The sequence below is a fragment of the Ruegeria sp. CF8 genome (genome assembly GCF_056537285.1).
This window is the reverse complement of record NZ_JBQFRG010000004.1, coordinates 163,034-185,830: the sequence shown is the minus strand read 5'-3', so window position 1 is coordinate 185,830 and position 22,797 is coordinate 163,034. Positions and strand designations below refer to the sequence as shown.

Here is a 22,797-nt window from a genome sequence, read left to right as displayed (position 1 = left end):
AATGAATTTGTTCGGTGAAAGACGTCCGACGTTGCGCGTCAGTGGAATTGCCTTTGGCAGAAGTATCGAGACGTATGCTCATTTGTTCTGATCAAGCGCTTTGCAACCGGGTTGTGATTTCAGACAGCCGTGACCAGGATTGGAACGCGACCGGTAAAGCAAGCGCCGCTTCCGCGAACTCCCACGAATAACTGACAATCGAAAAGATTTTACCGGGCGTCGCGTCCAGGTTCTGTGTCGCAAACCACAGGTTAAACAAAATCAGACCAATCAGCATAATGAAAATTGCGCCATAGAGAATGGCTTCGGTGTCCGACAGCTTTACCTCGAATTTACGAAGCCTTTTTAGGTGCACCAGCATGGGACGACGACGGCGCTGTTCGAGCACACTGACCTGCTGCTCCATTTGTTCATTGAGCGCACTGTTCCAGTTCCAAAAGGTCGAATGGAACAGTGCGTAAACCAAAACCATTCCGATCAAAGCCCCACAGGCAGACAAGGCCAGGGCGGGCGAGAAGAAATAAAGCAAGGCCGCCGACACAAGAAACTGTACGACCCCGGCAATAGCGTTGGGCAAAACTTCCTCCAGAAAGTCTGCCAGTTCGCGGCCCATTCCGATCCTTGCGTTCAATGAAGAAACTGGCAGGTTTGAAAACCGCGCCGCCAAAGCCGCGCCCAACTCGACGCGGATCGATCCATAAGCACGTGTGTCGTATATGCGTCGGATTACGCCAACAACCGTAAGAACGATCAGTAGAGTACCCAAATGCCAAAATGGCTGAAAATCTCTGTCCAGAAGGCCATCGATGGCAAAGCCGAGGAACAATGGGATCAGAACGGTGATTGCAGTTTCGGAAAGGATCAGAAACCAGGTGAGCCCCACGCGCCAGCGAAACACTTTTAGAAGTGTGCCGATTGTCAGTTTTTGATCTGCTAACATCTTGGTTTATTGATCATAGTGAATGCGAATTCTGACTTCGCCGGGCCAGACCGAAGCGGCTTGGAAATCAGGCTCGTCTTGGGGGTTCGGAGCGCCCGTAGACCCGACGCCTTCCAACAACTGCGTCGCAGTCATATTCAGGTCTTCGTCTTTGTTTTCGTCATGAAACGACAGAACCGCGTAGGGACCTGCCTGCAAATTGGTGAATGCATAAGCGACACTGCCCTTGCGCGATGGGACTTGTGCATAATCAATGGCGCTCCAGACATCCAAACTGTCAAATGCGTGGGCTTTATCAAACACAAGGATCACAATGTTTCCCTTAGAATTGCGGATGCCCTCTATTGTCACCATCAAGCCTTCCGCGCTTGCAGGTGTCACCAGTGCCAACAAGGCGAGGAAAGGGACCAAAAGGAAGTTTAGTGTCATGCCTTTGTCCTTTCTTTGGTAGGCTGAGAAATGGGTTGTTTAAAAGCGGCGATGGCATCTTCGGCGATAGCAATCAGTACCGGTACCAGCAGAAGCATCAGGGCGGTGCCGAACAGTTCTCCGAACGCTAAAGAGATTGCCGCAGGTATCAGATACTGTGCCTGTTCCGAGGTCTCGGTGAGCAAGGGCAGCAGGCCGATCACCGTTGTAGCAGTTGTCAGGAAGATGGCTTTGAAGCGCCCGATGCCTGCACTTTTCAGCGCGAGGTTGACAGGCTGACCTTCTTCACGCGCCTGATTGTAGCGGGTGATCATAACCAAGCTGTCATTTACGATCACTCCAGTCAGAGCCAACATGCCAAAAAACGAAAACAACGAAAGAGTGACATCCATGATCAGGTGGCCAACGGCAGCGGCGATGAAACCAAAGGGGACGATGGCCAGAATGACGAAAGGTTGCCAATAGCTCTTCAACGGAACAGCCATAAGTACGTAGATCAGGACAGCGGCCAACACCAACGCGCGTTTCAGACCGTCACTGATATCAGACATCTCTTCCAGTTCGCCGGCGGGCAGGACGGTCACGCTTGGGTATTTTGCGCGGAGGTCGGGAACCAGCTGTTCAAAAATGGCCTGCCCAACTTCCTCAGGCGCGACAAGGTCCCGGTCTATTGAAGCTGCCACAATGTTCATGCGTTTGCCGTCACGGCGATTCACAATGCCGGACGCGTAGGTGCCTTCAATTTCAGCCACCGTCTCCAGAGGCACCCAGGCACCGGAAGCGCTGCGCAATCGGGTCTGCATCAAGTCGGCGAGCGTATCGCGGTTTTCTTGCGCGTTCTGCACAACAACGCGGATTTCCGACCCATCGCGCCTGACCTTGGTCACTTCGGCGCCGCCAAAGCCATAGCCGATCTGGCGGGCCAGGGTCTCGGCATTGAAGCCAAGGTGTCGCGCATCAGGATGCAAGCGGAGTTTCAGTTCAGGTTGACCTCCGGCCAGTCCGTCTCGCACACCTGAAACGCCCTCGATGTCTGACAAAAAGTCTTTCATTTCAGCGCTGGCCGCGCGCAGCAAATCTTCGTCTTTGGACGCCAGTCGGATGCGGAACCCTCCGGCGAGCGTTTCCGATCCGGTGAATTCCAACTCGGTTGCGCCTTCGACTTCTCCCACCCTGTCACGCCACTTTCGTACAACGCTGAGGATCGGAACGTCGGGACGATCGGCAACTGGGACCATCTCGGCGTAGATCTGAGCGTTGCCGGCGCTGTTGATGGTTGTGAAAACCGTTTGGACAGGTGGTGCGGACATGCCAGTGTCATTGGCAAGCTCGGCGTTCAGGTCGTTCAACACATTTTCAATCCGGTTCACGTTTGAACGGGTCAGTGCAAAGGGCGCACGGGCGTCCATTTCAAGGTTCACTGTAATGATCTGTCCTGGCACATCGGGGAAGAACACTGTTCTAACCTTGCCCTTGTACATTAGGCCAAGCCCCAGTGTTGCCGCGGCTATGAAGAGGATCATGACCGCGTAGCGCTGTTCTATCGCAGCAATGAGCATGGGCTTGTAAATGCGATCCCGAACCCAATACAGCCCGCCTTGTGCGGCATCTTGCACACGGCCCCAAATACGGGTCAGCAGGTAACGGCGCTCTTGCCCCATTGGAACGTTGGCGAGATGAGCGGGCAGAATGAACTTACTTTCAATAAGCGAAAAGATCAGAGTCAGGATCACGATTCCCGAAAACCCGGCTAAAACCTTTCCCAGCGCATTGTCGATCAGCAGCATCGGGAAGAAAGCCGCGATCGTGGTTAACACGCCAAAAACGGTTGCAACGGCCACCCGATGTACGCCGCGTTCTGTATCTTTGATCGGGTCTTCGCCGTTTCGCCGTTCTTCAAAAACGCTTTCACCGACCACGACGGCGTCGTCGACCAGGATACCCAACGCAATGATCAGGCCAAAGGTGGTGACGTCGTTTAGTGAATAATCCATCCACCTCGAACCAGAGACGGCAAGCGCGCCCATAACGGAAACTGGAATGCCCATCGCAACCCAGAAGGCCAGCCGCACGTTTAGAAAGACCGACAGCATCAAGGTCACAAGGAGTAAGCCTTGAACCCCATTTGAACGCAACAGTGCCAGTCGATCCGAGATATATCCGGCGCTGTCTCCCCAGACTTCGACGTGAACATTCGATGGCAGTTGGCGTTTGAATTCATCCACCGTGCTGCGTACGACATCACTAATTTTCAGCAGGTTCTCTTTCTGCCCGACCAGAACCTCCATACCTACTGTCGGTTTTCCGTTCAGTCGAAACAGGTACTCGCCGTCCTGAAATCCATCCTCGATTTTAGCAATATCGCCCAAAGCTACGAAGGAACCATTACCGCGTTCAATCACGGGCAGGGCGGCATATTCCGGTGCGTACTTTGCCCGATCATCGGCTCGCAGGAAGATCGTACCGCCTTGGGTCCGCAGTCGGCCAGCCTGAAACGCCAGCGAATTGCTTTCTATGGCGCGGGACACATCTGAGACAGTCAGGCTATAGTGGCGTAACACTGCCGGGTCGATTTCGATACGCAACTCTCGCGGAATCAGCCCCCAGATTTGCAGACGGGACAACTCCGGTTGCGCCAACAGCTCTTCCTTGAGGCGCTGGGCGAGGCTTTGGAGAGTGGCGGGATCCGTTTCGCCGTACAGGTTCAGATAAAGTGCCGGAAAATCAAACCCCGACGCTTCGATCACGGGGCGGCGCGCAGTGTCAGGCAGATCGGTTAGACCATCGACGCGGATGCGCACCCGATCCAGAACGTCCTGAAGCTTTTCTCCTCCTGCACGTCGGACGGTAACCACGCTCAGATCACTTTGGGATTGCGAGGTCACGCTACGCACACCTTCGAGACCTTCAAGAGCCTGTTCAACTTTCTGCGTTACCAGTTCATCGACTTGTTCAGCCGTCGCGTCCGGGAACTCGATTGCGATTGTTACGCTTTCTGGTGGAATGCGCGGAAAACCTTCAATCCTGATGTTCAACAGCGCCTGCACGCCAAGAAACAGGATCAGCGCCATCATCAGGTTGGCAGCGACTGGATTGCGGATGAACCATGAGGTCAGAGAGTGCATGGTTCAGCCTTCATCCGATTTTGATGTTACGCGCTGTCCGGGCAGGAACGAGGCTAATGGCGTTCTTGCTACGCGCCACGGGCCAAGACCTTCAGGCGCTCGGATCGTTACTTTGTCTTCGGCGTGAAACAGAATGCTTGGGCTGAGCCGCTGCAAGTGATCATCGTCGCCTACCAACCAGATGTACCCGGCACGGGTAACAGCGCTTTCTGGCAGGGTGATTGTGTCTGTGACACGACGCCCGGGGATTTTGACCTGCAGAAAGTCACCGGCAAGTATTCGGTCATCAGGTGCGATGACGTCCAAAAAGACGCGCACTTGCCGTGTGTTTGGGTCCAGAAAACCACCGCCGCGTCGGATTTGCGCCTTACCCAGGATTTCACCAGAACGCTGGCTTAGAACCGCAGTGGTTCCCGAAACGGGGTGATCCAGCAGCGCCCAATCTGCCTGTTTTAGCTCGGCAACAAGTTCAAACTGACGGTTATCAGAGAGGTGGATAAGCGCATCACCCGGGTTGACTGTTTGGCCGAGGCTGGCGAAGCGGTTGGTGACAAAGCCTGAAAACGGCGCGATCACTTCTGCATCTGCCAATTGGCTCTTTGCAGCGCCCAGTCGCGCTTCAGCAGCGGCGACAGTCTTTTCTGCAATGCGAAGCTGCGGCAGGTTCACAGCCAATTCGTTGGGGGGATCAGTTTCGTCCCTGGCAAACTGGCGTTGTGCGACGGTCACGTTGTTCTGCGCACGCTGCAAGGCCAGCTTTGCCTGCGCGAGCTCCATCTCTGCCGCTGCGACGGCACTTTGGTAGGGGGCATTTTCGATCGAAAAAAGCGGATCACCCCGCTCTACCTGGGACCCGGTCAGGGCCGCATTATGCACTGTGGTAATGCGCCCGGACACAGCCGATCGCAACTCAGCATCCCAGCGAGGGCGTACTTCGGCAAAAATTGATACCTGCGCCTGAACTGTTTCACGGGCAACTGTGACAACAGATACAATCGGCGGCGCTGGACGGGTACTGGTCGCCCTAATGTCAACTGTGTCTTCGGCGCCGAACAGCAAGATCACTATCGCGGTGAGCAGCGCCAATGACATACCGATCCAAAGCCATCGTCGGGTTGGTCTTTGCGTCCCTTCCAGCGGGTTTTCAGTCATAAAACCAGTCTTTCTCAGCCTTAACGAATCCTTTGTGCCTTGCGGCGGGTCGTGTAACGTCATATAATATGAACGATCGTTCGTTCAATATGAAAAGTCTAAAATGACAGGTGACTCAGAAAAGGGTGGTTCTACCCGGGAAAAAACAACGGCGAAGCGGCGCAACCAGATTTTGGAAGCTGCAGTTATGTGCTTCCTTGAGCGTGGTTATCACCAGACCGGAGTACGCGATATAGCTGGTCGGGCAGGCGTCAGCCTTGGAAACCTTTACAACCACTTTCGCGGTAAGCACGACGTGCTTGTCGAAATCGCAATGCTGGAACGTAGCGATCTGAAGCAGTTCCTGGTCATTCTAAGTTCAGAAGCACCTGCGCCTGAGATTCTGAAAAAGTTCATCAGGGACTACGCCAAGTATCTGGCTGCCCCCGAAAACGTTATTCTCACTTTGGAAATCTCGAGCGAAGCCATTCGCCAACCGGACATTGCGCAGTTGTTCGTCGAGAACCGTGCAAAACTGACCGAAGCGCTCGAAGTCGTACTTGGGCGAGGGATAAAAAACGGAGAATTACGCGCCGTTCCAGACCCATTGCAGGCTTCTCAATTGGTGATTGAAGTGTTGGAAGGCAGTGCTTATCGAAGCGTGCTGTCAGAAACGCCAATGAAAAGCATCATTGGCAGTGTGGAGGACTTTATTCTGAACTCACTGTTGCCGCATCAATGATACGCGTGTTGAGTATCGGCTTGCCAATAACATTTAACGTCGCCTCGGGGTGTTGAATGACCGGCGTGCGAAGTTGATAAATAGCAACGCCCTCGCGACCCAAAATGACCGGGTAATGTGAAACGCTGTCTTCGCTAGCGCTCTCTTGCAAGACTAAAGGTTTCGGCGGTGCATAATTGATGTCAGTGCGCTTGTTGTCTTTTCGTTTCTTTTTGGCACAGATCTCTAACCCGCTAGGCGAGATATTCACTCGAATTACAAATTTAGCAATAATCACGCAACAGATCAGCAGTCCAGTTTTGTGCGGAGTTGCTCTGGCGAACTACACCGGTAGCAAGGATCGCTACATACTCAAAAACGCTCTATCGCCGAACGACCGAGTTACGTTTAACAAGCTCGACGGGTAAGTTCTCTGAGCCGGGTTTTTTCTGCTCGGTTATCCATAGGGCGAGGGCTGTCGCTGCTTGCTCTCCCATCCGGGAAACGGGCAAATGTACTGTGGTCAGTGGAGGAACCGACACGGCCGAGCTGGGCAGATCGTCAATACCAGCCAGTGAAACGTCGCTCGGAACCGTTATGCCCAGAGACTGAATACCAAACAAGGTGCCAAGAGCAACCACATCCGACAGACACAGCACAGCGTCCGGCCGATTGTGCTTCGCGAAAATTCGGTGAGCAGCGTCGACCCCACCAGCGAGGCTGATCTCGGTTTCCAAAGTTGTCATCTCGCACAAATGGGCCATGACTTGCAGACCATCGAGGCGGGCCTGGGTTCGATCATTGTTTCGGGCAGGACCGTGCACAATGGTGATGCGTTGATGACCCTGATCGATAAGGTGCTGCAATGCGATTTGAGCTGCTAGTCCGTTGTCATAGCCGATCGTAGGTAACGTGTTAGTGGGGTCGTAGAAAGAAGTAATTATTGTTGGCAGCAGTGTTCGCTCTAACAGGTCATGGAACGCGGCGTTATGGGTCGCCCCTGTCACAATCAACCCTTCTGCCCCAATATCGACTAGGCTCTTGGCCTTTTCTGCCTCGATTTCCGGGTCGGAGTCGGTGGTCGCGACGATCAGAGACAATTGGTTTTCGGACAGTTTTCGTTCCAGCGCAGACAGAAATCGCGCGAAGATTGCGTTGTCCAAAGTTGGAACCAAAGCTCCTACAAACCGGGTTCGGCCCGAGTTGATCGCACGGGCCGCTGCGCTGGGGACGAATCTCAGCTCGGCAATGGCGGCCTGAACTTTCTCCAGTGTATCCTTTTTGACCACGCTGGGCTCGTTCAGAACCCGCGATACGGTGGCCACGGAAACACCGGATGCTTTGGCTACATCCCTTAGATTTGCACGTTTTTTAGACACTAGGTTCTGAATCCATTTCCTATCACTAGGAGAAAGTATTGACAGATGTAACTGGTTTCATCAACTATTGTAACTAGTTTCATAAACGGGAATCTCATTACATCATGCAGGGATCGGCCGTTCTCTTTGAGTTTTCGAACACGGGGTTTGCCAGCCCCGGTCGTAGCTTTCCGGGCTTCTCAAAGAGCACTGGGACAAGGGTTCATCACGTCGTTGCTCGTGACAGTGTAAGGCTTGACTTGCAGGCCGATGATTTGCTGTCGGTGGAAGGTAAATCAGCAAGCTGTACGCTGGACATCGCGGCGTTTACCGAAAATGGGGGACCGGCACTGACGGCCCTGAACCTCGCACCAAACGGTACGTTAGACCCGGACACCTTTGATAGCCCGCAGTTGAGCGAATGGATCGCGGCCAATGGTGGGCATGGTGCGCAACCAATCCCGTGCTACCGGGTCCTGAAAAATCAAGAGGCGTTGATCCTGCGCAGCGCCCTTCCAATCACGGTTTGGCTTGTCCGTCCGGCCTCGTCTAATGGCATGATAGGAGGCATCGATTCCGGTGCCATTACCGTTCAGCACAAGCCTGCGCGCACGGCCGATCTGAATCTGCCGCCGCTTCTGGGAGACACTCGGGATGAGTTCACAGTCTCGCGCGGCAGCGCGTTAGCCTACGAGCTAAAAGCCGGGGAAGCCGTACAGATCATCGACATCGAAGGGCAACAGTGTTCTGACTTCATGGCTCTGCGGGCCGATGGGCTGGATCGTGGCGAAGAATGGATGATCGACTCGACCGCCACCCGCTCGATGGTGCGCCGCGCCTATCCCGGCCCGGGCTTGCTGGATAAATTCTATGATCGCGAAATGCGGCCGTTACTCAACGTGGTACAAGACACATGCGGGCGGCATGACACATTCGGATTGGCCTGCACTGCGCGTGGATATGAAGAGCGAGGGTTTCCGGGGCACGTAAATTGCTCGGACAATATGTCAAATGCCTTGGCTGCTTACAGTGTTGCGCGGCGGGTTGCCTGGCCTGCAATCAACTTCTTCTGGAACACGTGGATCGACCCAGCGAACCATCACATTCTGACCGAAGAATCCCATTCTCGTCCCGGCGATTATGTCGCCATGCGGGCGTTGGAAGACCTGGTTTGTGTCTCCACTGCCTGCCCGGACGACATCGATCCCATCAACGGTTGGAACCCGACCGATGTGCATGTGCGCATCTATCGTCCCGAAACACCCATCCGCCGAGCAGTTGCCTATCGCGAAAAGGAAGACGCGCCCATGTCGATCAGTCAGGAGTCTGCCTTTCACGACCGTCTATCACCGCTGACCCAGCATTTCGCTCCCGCGCGCGATCTGTGGGCACCCGTCAGTTATCCGGCCTATGGTACTTTGGGTGAATATTGGGCCTGTCGAGAGGCGGTGACTGTTCAGGACATGAGCGGTTTACGCAAATTCGACATCGTCGGCCCGGATGCCGAGACTTTGATGCAGTTGGCGACGACGCGCAACGTGGCAAAACTGCCGGTTTGGCGTGGCTCTTACACCCTGATGTGTGACGAGAGCGGTTCTGTCATCGACGATGGCACCCTGTTTCGCCTCGCGCCCGAGATTTTCCGCTGGTGCTGCGGGACCGAGGAAAGCGGGCGGGCTTTGCAGGAACTGGCCGATACACGCGGTCTGCAGGTGAGGGTTCATGCGCTTCGTGGGTCAATGCCAAACCTTGCTATTCAAGGACCGAAATCGCGCGACCTGTTGCGCAAGATCGCCTTTACCCAACCGCATGTGCCCAGCCTCGACCATCTGAAATGGTTCGGCGTCACAGTCGCGCGGCTAAACGACCGTGAGGGTGCACCGTTCATGCTGTCACGCTCGGGCTACACCGGCGAGCTGGGGTATGAGGTCTTCTGTTCGAAATCCGACGCTGTCGCGATTTGGGATGCAGTTATGGCCGCCGGTGAAGAATTTGGGATCACCCCTATGGGCTCGGCCGCTCTCGACATCATTCGGATCGAAGCGGGGCTGGCAGCGGCCAATGCAGAATTCGCACCGGGCGTGGACGCGTTTGAGGCCGGATTAGGCTTCGCCGTCGATCTGAGCAAATCCGACTTCACCGGAAGAACCGCATTGGAACGCAATGCGCGTGATCCGCGCAGGGTGCTGAAAGGGCTATTGATCGGGTGCGATGATTTGCCCGCCCATGATGCCCCGGTTTTCGCAGGTGAGCGACAGGTGGGTGTGGTCACTTCGGCCACACGTTCGCCGACGCTGGAACACGCGATCGCCATGGCGCGGCTTTCGGTCGAACACGCAGATAACGGCACCCAACTGGAGATCGGTCAACTCGACGGGCGGATGAAGCGCCTGCAAGCCACAGTCTCGGACATTCCATTCATAGACCCGCAACGCAAGCGGGCACGCGCCTGATGGCGCATGTAACTCAACACAACGGGAGAAAAGATATGAAAAAACTGACGCTTAAAGCAACCTTGGCTCTGGTTTTGGGCGCGACAACGGCGATGGCACAGGACAAGGTCATGGTGGGTGAACCTAGCTGGCCCGGTGCCAAGATCATGAGCCGTGTGATCGGGCAGGTCATTGAAACCCGTCTGGGCGGAGAGGTTGGCTATGCCCCCGGAGCAAACGCGGTGATCTTTGCTGCCATGGATGGCGGGCGCGGTGATATCGACGTGCATCCGGATGTCTGGCTGCCGAACCAGTCCTCTTTCACCGATGAATATGTCGATCAGAAAGGCACTGTGGGTCTGTCCTCGGGCAGTTACGAAGGCCGCGCAGGGATTTGCGTACCGAACTATATGGTCGAAGATCACAATATCCGCTCGATCTACGATCTGGCGACGCCGGTCGCACAAGAGCTGTTCGACTCGGATGGTGACGGCATGGGTGAGGTCTGGGTCGGTGCTTCGGGCTGGGCTTCGACCAACACCTTCAAGGTGCGGGTGAGAGACTATGGGATCGAGACCTTCCTGACACCGACCACCGAAGACGAAACCGTGTTCTATTCGCGGCTGAAGGACCAGATCGACCAGAAGAAAGGTGCGGCTTTCTACTGCTATGCCCCGCATTACGTACACGCTTTGTATGACGTGACCATTCTGGAAGAACCCGAGCATGACGCGGAGACCTATAAGATGGTGCAGCCGGATCAGGATGCGGACTGGTACAACAAATCGCACGTCAGCACGGGTGAGCCGGTCAAGACCGTGACGGTGGCGCATTCCAAATCGCTGGATCAGCGCAACCCGGCAGCGGCGTCTTTCCTGGCCAATATCGACATGGATGCCGGCGAGCTGAGCGGCCTGACTTATGAGGTCGTGGTCAAAGGCCGCGACACGGATGAGGTCGTGGCGGAATGGATCGCCGCGAATGGCGATACCGTCGACAGCTGGCTGGGTCTGACCACCAACTAAAACCTGCGCGCCCTCGCGTGTCGGGGGCGCAATGCAACACAAATCCGATGGGGCCAATATGACAGCGCAAATCGCAATCGACGCAAAGGGCGTGTGGAAAGTGTTCGGCGCGCGCTCGCAGGAAGCTTTGAACGCTATCCATAGCGAGGGGCTAAGCAAGGCCGAGGTTTTGGAACGCTTCAACTGTGTTGTCGGTGTGGCCGATGCCAGTTTCGAGATCGAACGGGGCGAATTGTTCTGCGTCATGGGCCTGTCGGGTTCAGGCAAATCGACCCTCGTGCGTCACGTGAACCGTTTGTTGGAGCCCACCGATGGCCATATCTATCTGGATGGCGACGACGTGATGGGTCTGAATGACGAGGGCCTGCGTGATCTTCGCAATCGGCGTGTCGCCATGGTGTTCCAGAATTTCGGCCTGATGCCTCATCGCACTGTCCGAGACAACGTCGCGATGCCGCTGGAAATCCGTGGCACCGGCAAGGCCCGCCGCTGGGAAGAGGCCGACCGGGTGCTGGAACTGGTCGAATTGAATGGCTGGGAAGACAAATACGCGCATGAGCTGTCGGGTGGGATGCAGCAACGCGTGGGTCTGGCCCGAGCCATCGCTGCTGACCCCGAGATTTTGTTGATGGATGAGCCGTTCTCGGCCCTCGACCCACTGATCCGCAAGCAGTTGCAGGATCAGTTCATGGAACTGAGCCACAAGCTGAACAAGACCACGATGTTCATCACCCACGATCTCGACGAGGCGATCCGCATCGGCCACCGCATCGCGATCATGAAGGACGGGCGTATCGTGCAGATCGGCACGCCGGAAGAGATCATCCTGAACCCCGCTGACGACTACGTCGCCGATTTCGTGGCCGGGATTTCCAAACTCAACATGATCTTTGCTCATGCAGTGATGAAGCCGGTCGATGAGTTCGAGGCCCGCCATGGCGAAGTGCCAGAGGACGCCAAAGAGGCCCACCCGGACATGGATTTGTCCGACCTGATGAACCTTTGCGTAGACGGCCATGGGGTCGTCGCGGTGACGCAGGATGGAAAGACCGTGGGCGTGATCAACCGCGCGGGTCTGATCCGCGCGATTCAGGACAGTCAGGCATAAGGGGACCGCTATGAAACATGTTGATATGCAACAGATCCAACCGGAAACCGCCGACCGTCTGAACGGCCTGATCGGAGACTTCGTAGGGCAGGGGCAATCCTACTATCAAAAGACCTTCGCCTATATGATGCAGGCCCCCGGCTATCGCTTTACGCTGAACAAGGCGGCAGCGATATTGGGGCCGATTTGGTTCGGGGCACGGGGTCTTTGGTCCTGGTTTCTGGGATTTCTCGTGCTGGAAACGCTGGCCTATATCCAGATCGGTCTTGGCCTGTTTGGCGATCTAGGTCGCGAGTTCCGCGAACGGGCGGCACAGATCGAGCAGACGCTGGAACTGCGCCAACAGCAGATCGCAGCGGCAGAGCAATCTGGGTCCGCAACGCTGGACTCCCTAAAGCGAGCGGCAGAGTCGCTTGAAGGGGCTCTGGCGAGCGCGCAAGAGGCTGCGCGGACGGCAGATTCGACCGGTCTCACCTATCTGATGATCGGGATCGTCCTGCTGCTGGCGGTCAAGTTTCTGGCCGCTTCGCTAGCCAACTGGACGCTTGAGGGGCAGTTCGCACGCTGGCGCTCGGACCCCAGCGTCGCCAATGGCTGGTCGATCACCCGGCTGGTCGTCGCCACGGCGCTGACCGCTGTGGTGGTGATCCTGTCGATGATCAAATTCGCGCAACCCGATGCGGTGGCCGTTCTGAAAACTTTCCCGACCAACCGCGACTGGCGGCTGAACGTAGGTGACGGGGTGCAGGCGGTATTCGAGTGGACCAAAACCGCCGGGCGCGGCTTCTTCGACGGGCTGACCTATGGGATGCGCACCCTGCTGGACTGGATCGAGGTCGTGCTGGTCGACACGCCTTGGCCGGTTGTGGCTTTGGTGATCATCATGCTGGCGTACCTGTCGGCTGGTCCTCGCGTGGCCATTTTCACCGGCGCGGCGCTGGCCTATCTGGGCCTGCTGGACTTCTGGGAAAAGGCGATGACAACGATTGCCCTGCTGGGCGCAGCTGCGCTGATCTCGATCACACTGGGCATCCCCCTGGGTATCTATTGCGCTCGCCGTCCGCGCGCGTTTGCTATCGTGCGCCCAATCTTGGATTTCATGCAGTCAATGCCGTCCTTTGTCTACCTGATCCCCGTGGTGGCCTTCATCGGGTCGGGCAAGCCTGCGGGTGTGGTTGCAACCATGATCTTCGGCAGCCCGCCGGTGATCCGTTTTACGGTCCTCGGTCTGCAGCAGGTGCCCGAAACCGTGCGCGAGGCTGCCTTAGCCTTTGGCGCAACACCTCGCTACCTTCTGTGGCGCGTTGACCTGCCTTTGGCACACAAGACTATCATGGCGGGCGTAAATCAGACCATTCTGATGTCGTTGGCCATGGTCGTTGTCGCATCGCTGATCGGGGCCAAGGGGCTTGGCGAAGATGTGCTTGAGGCCCTTCAATATGCGGCGGCGGGTCAAGGAATTCTGGCCGGTCTGGCGATCCTTTTCTGTGCGCTTATTCTGGATCGGATTGTTGCGGGCAAGAAGTGACTTGATCACAGCACACCAAGCGCGGTCAGGGCATGTCAAACATGCTGCTGATCCGCTGGCGGGGATCCGTCTTGGCGCCCTCAGGCTTCAGCTGCAATCAGATCACTGGCTTTTTCACCGATCATGATCGCCGGAGCGTTGGTGTTCCCGCTTACGATCTCGGGCATGATCGAGCAATCGGCTACTCTTAGATTTGCGATGCCGTGGACTTTGAGCTTTGGATCGACAACTGACGATCCCGTAGTTCCCATCGCGCAGGTGCCAGTTGGGTGATAAATCGAGACAGAGTTCGATCTTGCCCAGTCCAAGGTGCCTTCATAATCGTCGCAACTCAGACTTGCAGTCGGTCTAAACTCTTCCGAAATCTTTGAAGCCAGCGGGTTCTGTCTTGCAATGTTGCGCGCAATGTTCACGCCGTCGACGATGGTTCTACAATCGGTTTCAGTGGACAAATAATTCGGTATGATTTTGACGTGCTCTGACGGGTCTGGCCCGTTCAGGTGCAACTCACCCCGGCTTTCGGGTCGCAATTGGCACACGGACATCGTGAACGCCGAAAACGGATGCACGCCTTCTCCTGGACTGTCGGCAGACCAAGGTTGAACATGAAACTGTATATCTGGCGTTTCAACGTCGGGACGCGTTTTCAGGAACCCTGTTGCAAGGCTGGCGGCCATGGTCATCGGGCCCGCGCGGAACAGGGCGTATTTCAACGCAATTCGGGCTTGGTTAAACAGGCTGCGGACTTCATCATTTAGCGTGGGTTCGTTGCATTTGAACACAAGGCGCGCTTGTAGGTGATCTTGCAGACCTTTCCCGACACCGGGCAGTGCATGTACTGGTTCAACGCCGTTTTCTTTAAGGTGATCGGGGTCTCCGATTCCGGAAAGCATCAGGATCTGGGGCGAGTTGATGGCCCCGCCGGACAATATGATTTCACGTCGCACTGTCAGCGTTCTTTCAGCGCCAGAGCGGTCGTGATAGACGAGGCCGGTCGCTTTTTTTCCGTCCATTTTGATCCGGCTGACAAGCGCATTGGTGATGACGTTCAGGTTTTGCCGATCGCGGACTGGCTTCAGATAGGCCACGGCGGCGCTGCACCGGCGACCATTACGGGTGGTCAGTTGAAAGTAACCTACACCTTCTTGTTTCGCTCCGTTGTAATCTGGATTGAAGGGATAACCTGCCGCCTGCGCTGCGGCGACCCATGCATCACATATGGGGCGCTGAATGCGCATGTTGGACACCGACAATGGCCCTCCGACGCCGTGAAACTCGTCCGCGCCGCGCTCCTGGTCCTCGCACCTTTTGAACAGCGGCAGTACATCGTCCCAGCCCCAGCCCTCATTCCCCATTTGGCGCCAGCGGTCATAGTCCTCTTTTTGACCGCGCACATAAAGCAAGCCGTTCAGAGAGGATGAGCCGCCGAGAACTTTGCCACGTGGCCAGTCGATTGAGCGCCCGTTCAATCCGGGGTCAGGTTCGGTGCGGTAACACCAGTCAACCGACGGGTTATGCATCGTTTTGAAATAGCCAACAGGGATGTGAATCCAGGGGTTTGTATCTCGTCCACCTGCCTCAAGCAGGGCTACGGTCGTTTTAGGATCAGCGCTGAGCCGATTGGCGATAACACAGCCCGAAGACCCTGCGCCAACAACCGCATAATCCACCTCCATAACCGTCTCCTCCAAAAGTTGTTGAAAAAAACTCTATGCAAGTTGATCGAATTATACTAGCCTTTTTTGATACAAAACGTCTCAATAATTGCGAACAGGGAGGTAAGCAATGGAGATTGGTCGGAAACTGAGCGGCATTTCTAGGCGGGATTTTTTTCGTGTGGCGGGCCGGTATGGCATGAGTTCGACTCTGCTTGCGGCAGGTGGATTTGGTGGGGCGATGAGCTTGGCCAACCTCGCGCAAGCGGCAGAATCCAATTATGAAAAACGGTTCTCGAAAGAACCGAAATTCACGCTCAAATTCGGTGCATCAGGCTTTAACACCCGCAACCTGTTGATTGAACGGGCAGGCGCGATCGAGTTCGCGCGGGATTTGGAGGAGCGTACAGACGGTGAGATTCGGATCGAATTCATCGGCGACAACCAGATCTGCGGACAGCTCAGCTGTGTTGAGAAAACCCAGCAGGGAATCGTCGATATCTACGCCGCATCGACCCAAAACTCGGCTGGTGGCGCGCCCTATCTGAACGTGCTGGACTATGCCTACATGTTCCCAAGCCGCGCGGCGCAATATCACTTCTTCTACAGTCCCGCCAGCCAGCGCATCCTGCGAGAGCCGCTGGAAAAACGTCATGGCCTGAAGTTCTTGTTCACCCATTGCGAACTGCGCGGTTTGCAAATGGGCTCGACGTTCGCGGACAAGCCGACCGTGACCAAGCTGGAGGAATTGTTCGGCACCAAGAACCGGGTAACGGGCACTCAGCTGGGTCGGATCGCAATGCAGTTGCTGAACCTGAACCCCGTGCCTGTAGCGTGGGAAGAGACTCTGGACGCATTGAAAACCGGCCTGATCGACGGGGCCGAAACATGGGCATCGGCGGTGGCCTACGCCAATATGGCGCCAGTCGTATCTCAGTCGGTCAATCTGAAGTTCTTCTGCGGAACCGAGCACACTTCGATGTCGGCCAAGGTATTCGACAGCCTCGGAGGCGAGTTGCAGGACGCTGTCATGGAGTCGTCTTACTTCACGCAAGCTCTGATTCAGGGCGCGAATGAAGCTGCGCTGCTGAACACCGTTGGTTTCTCTGAGCCTCAACTGCCGAACACCATCTTCGCGGAAAACGGCGTGCGTCCGGCCTTCCTTGCCGACGATCAGATCAAACTGGCCGAGGAAATGTGTGCTCCGAACTATAACCCCGAACCGTGGGCACAGTGGCGTGAACGCCTAAACAAATGGGCCGGTGGCATCGATACCTATCAGGAAATCTACGACATCGCGCGCGAAATTCCGGCGGATATGCTGCCCGAGAATGTTGAACCGCGCCGCTGGTGGATGGGCCAAGCTTGATAAACTCTTGGAACCGGCCCCACGCGGGCCGGTTCCGACATACCGACTGGGAGGACGGGGTACATGTCGTTTTGGGCAGACATCGGCGCGATATTTAGCGCCTTTCTCAGCCAGGATTCGTTCGAGATTCAATCTGCTCTGGAATCCGACGCCGCTTGGGTTTTGGGCGCGATTGTCTCGGCCCTTGGCGGATTGCTGATAATGCTGATCTATCGGGCCGTGCCCTTTGTGGAGCGCCATCTTGAACGCTCGGTGATGGTGTATTCCTACCTTGCCATCGCGCTGATCATTTTCTGGGGTGTGATTGACCGGTTCGTTTTCAACGATCAGGAACCGTGGTCGACCACAATTCCACCCCTGCTGTTCATGGTTATGGCGTGGTTCGGAGCCTCATACAATGTTCGCCTGCGCACTCATTTAAGTTTCAGTGAATTTCGTACGGCAATGCCGCGTGGCGGGCAGTTGGCCTGTCTGATCCTTGATGCTGTGCTTTGGTTTATCTTTGCGGTGATCGTCATCGTAACCACAACCCGGCTGGTGGCATTATCTGCCTCGAACTTCCAGATCGTTCTAGGGACCGACAACATCATGCAGTGGTGGTTCCTTCTGGCCGCACCGCTATCGTTCTTTCTGATGGTTGGGCGGGTGTTCCAAAACCTCGCTGACGATCTGCACAACTGGAAAACAGGCGAGCCGCTGATCAAGCAGGCCGTGATCGGAGCAGACTGATGACAGACGGAACAATGGTCACACTGATCTCGCTTGGGGTCACCTTCCTGTTCATGCTGGGCGTGCCGGTTCTGCTGGTCATCGGCTATTGGGTCATCGGCTGTTCCTTTGTTCTTGGCCTGACGCTGGACAATATGGGCGCCGAACTGCTGAACGTCTTCAACAAGGGCTTTGCCTTGCTGGCGATGCCGCTGTTCATCCTGACCGGGGACCTGATCAATAAATCGGGCATTGCACGCAGGCTCAGCGATTTTGCCTATTCCTGTCTGGGTTGGATACGCGGGGGGTTGGCGATGGCCTCGCTTGGCGCCTGCGGGTTGTTTGCGGCGATTTCGGGATCGAATTCGGCAACAACGGCAACCATCGGCTCGATGCTGCACCCCGAGATGGTCAAAGGCGGTTATGACGAACGGTTCAGCGCGGCGACCGCAGCCGCGGGCGGCACGGTTGGAATCATTATCCCACCGTCGATCATTTTCATTGTCTATGGGTTCCTGATGAACCTGCCGATCTCAGAGCTTTTCGTAGCAGGTATTCTGCCAGGGGCATTGATGGTGATGGGCATGCAGTTCGCGTGTTGGATCATTTGCCGCATGAACGGCTGGGGTCATCTGATACCGCTACAACTGAACCGCGTTCTGAAAACCGCGTTCGGGGCTTGGCTTGGCTTTTTCGCCATCGGTCTGGTGCTGTGGGGTATTTACACAGGCAAGTTCTCTCCCACTGAAGCGGCGGGTGTGACGGTGGGCTTTTGTGTGATCGCGGGTCTGGTCAGTTATCCGATCAACCGGATAATGGGCGCAAGGAACGACATTCCACCAACGGAAAAAACCTTTGCCGAGATGTTCGTAGTCGAAGGTTTTACGATCCCGGAAATCCCGTCAATCGTGATCCGCTCGGCACAGATCACTGGCATCCTGGCACCGCTAATCGCAATTTCAGTAGTGATGCAGCAAATCCTATCGCTTTTGGGCGCACAAGAAACGATTGGAAATTTTGTGACATCAATGGGCGGTTACCATGCGGTTTTGTTCACCTCGATGGTTATCGTTTTCTTCTCGGGTATGGTGCTGGAAAGTCTTCCGGTGACAATTATCCTGGCCCCCATACTCGCGCCGATTGCAGCCTCAGTCGGCATCGATCCGATCCATTTCTCGGTGATCTTCCTTGTGGGAGCTTCGATCGGGTTCATCACGCCGCCATATGGTCTTAACCTCTATGTGGCTTCGGGCGTTACGGGTGTGCCTTACTTCCGGCTGCTGCGCTACACAGTGCCGTATCTGGCCGCGCTGCTTTCGGTTTGGATTTTGGTGTCCTTGGTGCCCGATCTGGCCTTGATCCTGCTGCCAAATAACTAGACTGTTGCAGGATGGCCGAGACGCAAACACAAGAGAAAGAAACTCAGATCCCGACCAACCTGCGCCTGTTGCTGATCCTCGAGGAAGTGGCGCGGCGTGGGGTGGCCGTCAAACCATCAGACCTGATTGAAGCTTTAGGTTTGGCCAAACCCACAATACACCGGCTGCTGCAAACGGCCGAGGCTGAGGGATTTCTGCAACGCGATCTTGACGGCCGGTCTTATGGACCGGGTCACCGGCTACGGCTACTGTCGGTCAACACTATGTCTTCTGAACATCTGCGCACTGCGCGCCTGGCTATTTTGCGCAGTGTAGCCGAAAACGTCGGCGAAACATGCAACCTTGCGATCCCGGACCGCGAAGGGATGATTTATCTGGATCGCGTGGAAACCAAGTGGCCCTTACGGATTCAACTGCCTGTCGGAACCCAGGTTCCTTTTCACTGCACAGCCAGTGGCAAAATGTACTTGTCGACGCTGCGTCAAAAAACACTGGACGGGTTTTTGTCTGCCGGAAATCTGCACCCTCAGACTGAGCGTTCATTGACGACTCGTGACACGCTTAAGGCTGAAATCCAGCGTATTTCTCAGGTCGGATACTCCACCGATGATGAAGAGTTCATGACAGGGATGTCGGCTCTGGCTGTTCCAGTTAAGGACGGGCAGGGCAGGTTGGTTGCCACGCTGTCAGTTCACGCCCCAACTCAACGTCATGATGTTGGAAGTTTGATGTCGTTCTTGAACATTCTGCAAAAGGGGGCACGTGAGCTTTCCGCTCTGTTGGCCAAGTGACTGACCTGAAGCTACAATTATAAAGCGGAATAGACTTAACCTCTTGGGACTTCATATTGCCTGTAGGAGTTCCACGCCGCGGAGATCAGTTAGCGATTTCGACGGTGTTCTGCCAGTCCGGATCGCGTTAGCAGCATAGCGGCCCGGGGCCTGTTCCTAATTGGCGTTCAAGTGATGCAGTCCCATCAACCTAAATGGCATCGGACATTCGATACATCATGTTTCAAAGGCTTTTTAGCCGATGTTTTTCCAAAATACCGCAAAGCATGTTCTTCGCTTGGCGCCGGTGTTCCCGATGCCGTTCGCGCGCCACGTCTGGTTGGCCTTCACGGATCGCCTGGAAAACCACCCGGTGATCTTCATTGGATTTGACAGGCAATGGTCTGATGAACAGCGTAGTGGCGCGCGCACGACGAACCTGATCGCTCATCATGGCGACGATTGCTTCAACCCGTTTATTGCCCCCCAACCGAACGAGTTCTTGATGAAACAACTCATCGGCAGCAGCCCATGCTTCCAGGTCAGCCGTCTCGATGGCCTTGTCCATCTGTGCGATCGATCCGGCAAGGACTGCCAGTTCCTTTTCCGAGTAACCGGCTTCGGCCGCACGCTGGGCGGCGAGGCTTTCGAGTTCGGTCAGGATATCATAGATTTCCCGCATATCTTCTGAAGATACCGGTAGAATACGCACACCTTTACGGGGACGCATTTCCAACAGTCCTTTGCTTTCCAGCATCAAAGCGGCTTCTCGCACAGGTGTGCGAGACATCCCCAGTGTTTCAGCCAGTTCTGACTCCAGGTGGTCACTTCCAGCGGCAAGTTCGCCAGACAAAATCATGCTCCGCAAGTCTCGGACAGCGCGCTGCGTATTCGAAAGCGTTTTGTTGTCCTGTTCTTTCACGGCGTCTCCAGATAAATCTTTCGTCCCTCCGCAGCCGAAAGATAGATTTTCTCTTCGATGCGGATCACGTCCAGATAGTCTTGGGCCGTGTTTTCCAGCGGGGTGCCTCTTAAAAGGCCTGAAACGACGTGACTTTGCAAGGCATGTACGCAGTCCCCACCGAATCCACCATGATGGCTTGGAGGCAGAATTTGCTGTTGCTTCAGCTTTCCGAAAGCGCGGAGGTCGACTGAACCGTCTCCGTTCAGAGTCAACGACCCTTCAGTACCTTCAATTAGCGCTTCACCCATTGTCTGGCGCAAGTTCTTGGCTCTGTGATCAAGGGATCTGTTTCCGTCAAACAGGGCAGTCAATCCGTTCGGGTGATCGAACAAGATGTATCCTGCATCTTCGCCAGCGATAATGGGGTTAACTTGTCGCAGATCCGCATAAACAGCAGTGGGCATGTCGAACAGAAAGCGGAATGTGTCGACCCAGTGTACTGCGGTTTCATGTACGAGAAAACGAGGCATGTCGCGAAAATACGGTTGTCGATCTAGGTAGGCGAATGGTCCTTGCCCATCGCCAGGGCGTAATTTGAATGTCGCCTGTAAAGGCGTACCTATCAGGCCTTCGTCCAGCATTTTTTTGATTGCACGGTACCACGGTTGAAAGCGGAAGTTTTCATGTACAACGATGGTCGCGTTTACCTTTTCTGCCTCAGCAACGATTTCTTCGGCTTGCTCCAAAGACAGACAGAAAGGTTTCTGGCAAATCAGCCATTTGATCCCAGAGCGCAGCGCGCTTCGGATCGCGTCTGCCTGCGCTAAGGGTGGAAGAATAATGTCCAATAGATCAGGTTTTTCGACGTCCAACATCCTGTTAAGGTCATCATAAGCCGTCAGCCCGGTTGCTTTGGCCTTATCGATATCACGGTTGCACGAGGCTATGGCCTTGGCGCCCGGCATTCGCGACCAGCTTTCGTAATGGAATTTACTGAAATACCCGGCACCAACACAGGCGACCCTGATGTCTGTCTTTGTGTTCATGCCTGCAATGCTTCCATCACGGATGAGGCGGCTTCTTTCGTACCCGCAGTGCCGCCCAAATCACGCGTCAGGGTCCCTCCATTGGCCGCTACTTTTTCCACAGCGTCGCGGAGACGGGCACCGTCTTTCGACAAGTCGGGGTGATCGTGCGTCAGGCCCAACCATTCAAGCATCATGGCGGCAGACAGCAACATCGCAAACGGGTTGGCGACACCCTGACCGGCAATGTCAGGCGCTGAACCATGGCAGGGTTGGAACACCGCGTGGTTCAACCCGATATCTGCTGATGGGGCCAATCCCAGACCTCCCATCAGACCTGCACCCAGGTCCGAGAGGATGTCGCCGAACATGTTCTCGGTGACCAGAACATCGAACTCCCAAGGTTTCTGCACCATCCAAAGCGCTGTTGCATCTACATAGGCATGGTCTGCTTGCAGATCGGGATGGCGGGCGGCTTCGGCATCGAACATGGATCGAAAGAAGGCAAAGGCGCGAAACACATTGGCTTTGTCGACACAAGTTACTCGACCCGGACCACGCCCGGATTTCTTGCGGTTCCTGGCAAGGTCGAAGGCGAAGCGGAACAATTTCTCGCAAACGTCACGAGTAATCAATAAGGTCTCACGCGCCTCGTGCTCGGTGACTTCGCCTGCGCCTTGGGTGAAAAACAGGCCCTCGGTGCTTTCGCGTATCAGGACAAAGTCGATCTCATGCCCATTGGGTAAGGCCAACGGCGTTTTCTGTCCGTTGCTAACCTTTACCGGACGAACACCAGCAAACAGACCCAGCCGCTTTCGCAGGTCGATCTGGGGTGAGATTTCGGTACCATCCGGATAGCGTACATCTGGCAAACCCATCGCAGACAGCAGAATCGCATCTGCGTTACGTGCGGCTTCCAGGGACTCTTCTGGAAAGGACTCGCCAGTCGCCGCGTAATGAGAAGCACCAGCCGGGGCGTCATGGAATTCCAGCCTATAGCTCGGGTTCCCGTCGGACAGTTGATGCAAGATTTCCAGCGTGGGCGCCATTATTTCCGGGCCAATGCCGTCTCCGTGGAAAACCGCAATGTCATATTTTTCGTTCATCTGAACCCGCTTCCTTCCCGTTTCGCATTCATAGCGCGATCGCTGCTTTCGCTACAGTCCGTTGACAATGCATTCTTTAATGTA

At 55.5% G+C, this 22,797-nt stretch carries 19 protein-coding genes; 9 read left to right on the top strand and 10 right to left on the bottom strand.

All coding sequences use genetic code 11. The annotated features are described in order from the left end of the window. Positions 1-91: 91 nt before the first annotated feature. From ACR0EV_RS11100 to ACR0EV_RS11085, 4 genes are read right to left on the bottom strand one after another with little or no spacing between them, the layout of a single operon-like run. A complete protein-coding gene (locus ACR0EV_RS11100) occupies positions 92-940 on the bottom strand; it encodes an ABC transporter six-transmembrane domain-containing protein (RefSeq protein ID WP_480800131.1) in 849 nt (282 codons plus the stop codon). Between the two features lie 6 nt (positions 941-946). Continuing rightward, positions 947-1,369: a DUF2141 domain-containing protein gene (locus ACR0EV_RS11095; RefSeq protein WP_480800130.1), complete on the bottom strand. Its 423-nt coding sequence runs from the start codon at positions 1,367-1,369 to the stop codon at positions 947-949. Beyond that, positions 1,366-4,494, bottom strand: a complete 3,129-nt coding sequence (locus tag ACR0EV_RS11090) for an efflux RND transporter permease subunit (RefSeq protein ID WP_480800129.1) — start codon at positions 4,492-4,494, stop codon at positions 1,366-1,368. The genes ACR0EV_RS11095 and ACR0EV_RS11090 overlap by 4 nt, the downstream gene beginning before the upstream one ends. Before the next feature lie 3 nt (positions 4,495-4,497). Continuing rightward, positions 4,498-5,646 (bottom strand): efflux RND transporter periplasmic adaptor subunit, encoded by a 1,149-nt coding sequence (locus ACR0EV_RS11085; RefSeq protein ID WP_480800128.1) that lies wholly within the window; start codon positions 5,644-5,646, stop codon positions 4,498-4,500. 103 nt (positions 5,647-5,749) lie between these two features. Between ACR0EV_RS11085 and ACR0EV_RS11080 the strand changes: the two genes are divergently transcribed. Then, complete coding sequence (locus tag ACR0EV_RS11080) at positions 5,750-6,367, top strand: TetR/AcrR family transcriptional regulator (RefSeq protein WP_480800127.1); 618 nt, start codon at positions 5,750-5,752, stop codon at positions 6,365-6,367. On the opposite strand, the gene ACR0EV_RS11075 is transcribed toward ACR0EV_RS11080, so the two are convergent. Both ACR0EV_RS11075 and ACR0EV_RS11070 read right to left on the bottom strand, forming a co-directional pair. Next, positions 6,336-6,644: a hypothetical protein gene (locus ACR0EV_RS11075; RefSeq protein WP_480800126.1), complete on the bottom strand. Its 309-nt coding sequence runs from the start codon at positions 6,642-6,644 to the stop codon at positions 6,336-6,338. The genes ACR0EV_RS11080 and ACR0EV_RS11075 overlap by 32 nt on opposite strands. 85 nt (positions 6,645-6,729) lie before the next feature. Further along, the gene (locus ACR0EV_RS11070) at positions 6,730-7,725 is read right to left on the bottom strand and encodes a LacI family DNA-binding transcriptional regulator (protein WP_480800125.1); all 996 of its coding nucleotides are present in this window, start codon (positions 7,723-7,725) and stop codon (positions 6,730-6,732) included. Between the two features lie 104 nt (positions 7,726-7,829). On the opposite strand from ACR0EV_RS11070, the gene ACR0EV_RS11065 reads away from it, so the two are divergent. Genes ACR0EV_RS11065 through ACR0EV_RS11050 form a run of 4 tightly spaced genes read left to right on the top strand, consistent with a single transcriptional unit; the run spans position 7,830 to position 13,797 of the window. Next, positions 7,830-10,157, top strand: coding sequence for a DUF1989 domain-containing protein (locus tag ACR0EV_RS11065; RefSeq protein ID WP_480800124.1), 2,328 nt, complete (start codon positions 7,830-7,832; stop codon positions 10,155-10,157). Between the two features lie 35 nt (positions 10,158-10,192). Then, complete coding sequence (locus tag ACR0EV_RS11060) at positions 10,193-11,161, top strand: ABC transporter substrate-binding protein (protein WP_480800123.1); 969 nt, start codon at positions 10,193-10,195, stop codon at positions 11,159-11,161. Between the two features lie 58 nt (positions 11,162-11,219). Further along, entirely contained in the window at positions 11,220-12,269 is a 1,050-nt protein-coding gene (locus tag ACR0EV_RS11055; RefSeq protein WP_480800375.1) for a quaternary amine ABC transporter ATP-binding protein, read from the top strand. Positions 12,270-12,279: 10 nt separating this feature from the next. Continuing rightward, the gene (locus ACR0EV_RS11050) at positions 12,280-13,797 is read left to right on the top strand and encodes an ABC transporter permease (protein WP_480800122.1); all 1,518 of its coding nucleotides are present in this window, start codon (positions 12,280-12,282) and stop codon (positions 13,795-13,797) included. 80 nt (positions 13,798-13,877) lie between these two features. Here the strand turns inward: ACR0EV_RS11050 and ACR0EV_RS11045 are convergent, their stop codons facing one another. Beyond that, a complete protein-coding gene (locus ACR0EV_RS11045) occupies positions 13,878-15,473 on the bottom strand; it encodes a GMC family oxidoreductase (RefSeq protein ID WP_480800121.1) in 1,596 nt (531 codons plus the stop codon). Between the two features lie 109 nt (positions 15,474-15,582). On the opposite strand from ACR0EV_RS11045, the gene ACR0EV_RS11040 reads away from it, so the two are divergent. The 4 genes from ACR0EV_RS11040 to ACR0EV_RS11025 all read left to right on the top strand — a co-directional run bounded on the left by ACR0EV_RS11040 (position 15,583) and on the right by ACR0EV_RS11025 (position 19,699). Then, on the top strand, positions 15,583-16,821 hold the full coding sequence (locus tag ACR0EV_RS11040) for a TRAP transporter substrate-binding protein (protein WP_480800120.1): 1,239 nt from the start codon (positions 15,583-15,585) through the stop codon (positions 16,819-16,821). 63 nt (positions 16,822-16,884) lie between these two features. After that, a complete protein-coding gene (locus tag ACR0EV_RS11035) occupies positions 16,885-17,550 on the top strand; it encodes a TRAP transporter small permease (RefSeq protein ID WP_480800119.1) in 666 nt (221 codons plus the stop codon). Next, positions 17,550-18,908 carry a TRAP transporter large permease gene (locus ACR0EV_RS11030; protein WP_480800118.1) on the top strand — a complete coding sequence of 453 codons (1,359 nt, stop codon included), beginning with the start codon at positions 17,550-17,552 and terminating at the stop codon, positions 18,906-18,908. Before ACR0EV_RS11035 ends, ACR0EV_RS11030 begins: the two co-directional genes overlap by 1 nt. Positions 18,909-18,919: 11 nt before the next feature. Then, on the top strand, positions 18,920-19,699 hold the full coding sequence (locus tag ACR0EV_RS11025; RefSeq protein WP_480800117.1) for an IclR family transcriptional regulator: 780 nt from the start codon (positions 18,920-18,922) through the stop codon (positions 19,697-19,699). A gap of 223 nt (positions 19,700-19,922) precedes the next feature. Here the strand turns inward: ACR0EV_RS11025 and ACR0EV_RS11020 are convergent, their stop codons facing one another. Genes ACR0EV_RS11020 through ACR0EV_RS11010 form a run of 3 tightly spaced genes read right to left on the bottom strand, consistent with a single transcriptional unit; the run spans position 19,923 to position 22,713 of the window. Further along, the gene (locus tag ACR0EV_RS11020; RefSeq protein WP_480800116.1) at positions 19,923-20,600 is read right to left on the bottom strand and encodes a GntR family transcriptional regulator; all 678 of its coding nucleotides are present in this window, start codon (positions 20,598-20,600) and stop codon (positions 19,923-19,925) included. After that, complete coding sequence (locus ACR0EV_RS11015) at positions 20,597-21,628, bottom strand: Gfo/Idh/MocA family protein (RefSeq protein WP_480800115.1); 1,032 nt, start codon at positions 21,626-21,628, stop codon at positions 20,597-20,599. Before ACR0EV_RS11015 ends, ACR0EV_RS11020 begins: the two co-directional genes overlap by 4 nt. Then, positions 21,625-22,713 carry an isocitrate/isopropylmalate dehydrogenase family protein gene (locus ACR0EV_RS11010; RefSeq protein ID WP_480800114.1) on the bottom strand — a complete coding sequence of 363 codons (1,089 nt, stop codon included), beginning with the start codon at positions 22,711-22,713 and terminating at the stop codon, positions 21,625-21,627. Before ACR0EV_RS11010 ends, ACR0EV_RS11015 begins: the two co-directional genes overlap by 4 nt. Positions 22,714-22,797 lie beyond the last annotated feature (84 nt).

What these genes read in the sequence shown, in the direction of transcription:
- ACR0EV_RS11100 (WP_480800131.1), bottom strand. Translation starts at nt 940, where the DNA reads ATGTTAGCAGATCAAAAACTGACAATCGGCACACTTCTAAAAGTGTTT.
- ACR0EV_RS11095 (WP_480800130.1), bottom strand. Translation starts at nt 1,369, where the DNA reads ATGACACTAAACTTCCTTTTGGTCCCTTTCCTCGCCTTGTTGGCACTG.
- ACR0EV_RS11090 (WP_480800129.1), bottom strand. Translation starts at nt 4,494, where the DNA reads ATGCACTCTCTGACCTCATGGTTCATCCGCAATCCAGTCGCTGCCAAC.
- ACR0EV_RS11085 (WP_480800128.1), bottom strand. Translation starts at nt 5,646, where the DNA reads ATGACTGAAAACCCGCTGGAAGGGACGCAAAGACCAACCCGACGATGG.
- ACR0EV_RS11080 (WP_480800127.1), top strand. Translation starts at nt 5,750, where the DNA reads ATGACAGGTGACTCAGAAAAGGGTGGTTCTACCCGGGAAAAAACAACG.
- ACR0EV_RS11065 (WP_480800124.1), top strand. Translation starts at nt 7,830, where the DNA reads ATGCAGGGATCGGCCGTTCTCTTTGAGTTTTCGAACACGGGGTTTGCC.
- ACR0EV_RS11060 (WP_480800123.1), top strand. Translation starts at nt 10,193, where the DNA reads ATGAAAAAACTGACGCTTAAAGCAACCTTGGCTCTGGTTTTGGGCGCG.
- ACR0EV_RS11055 (WP_480800375.1), top strand. Translation starts at nt 11,220, where the DNA reads ATGACAGCGCAAATCGCAATCGACGCAAAGGGCGTGTGGAAAGTGTTC.
- ACR0EV_RS11050 (WP_480800122.1), top strand. Translation starts at nt 12,280, where the DNA reads ATGAAACATGTTGATATGCAACAGATCCAACCGGAAACCGCCGACCGT.
- ACR0EV_RS11045 (WP_480800121.1), bottom strand. Translation starts at nt 15,473, where the DNA reads ATGGAGGTGGATTATGCGGTTGTTGGCGCAGGGTCTTCGGGCTGTGTT.
- ACR0EV_RS11040 (WP_480800120.1), top strand. Translation starts at nt 15,583, where the DNA reads ATGGAGATTGGTCGGAAACTGAGCGGCATTTCTAGGCGGGATTTTTTT.
- ACR0EV_RS11035 (WP_480800119.1), top strand. Translation starts at nt 16,885, where the DNA reads ATGTCGTTTTGGGCAGACATCGGCGCGATATTTAGCGCCTTTCTCAGC.
- ACR0EV_RS11030 (WP_480800118.1), top strand. Translation starts at nt 17,550, where the DNA reads ATGACAGACGGAACAATGGTCACACTGATCTCGCTTGGGGTCACCTTC.
- ACR0EV_RS11025 (WP_480800117.1), top strand. Translation starts at nt 18,920, where the DNA reads ATGGCCGAGACGCAAACACAAGAGAAAGAAACTCAGATCCCGACCAAC.
- ACR0EV_RS11015 (WP_480800115.1), bottom strand. Translation starts at nt 21,628, where the DNA reads ATGAACACAAAGACAGACATCAGGGTCGCCTGTGTTGGTGCCGGGTAT.
- ACR0EV_RS11010 (WP_480800114.1), bottom strand. Translation starts at nt 22,713, where the DNA reads ATGAACGAAAAATATGACATTGCGGTTTTCCACGGAGACGGCATTGGC.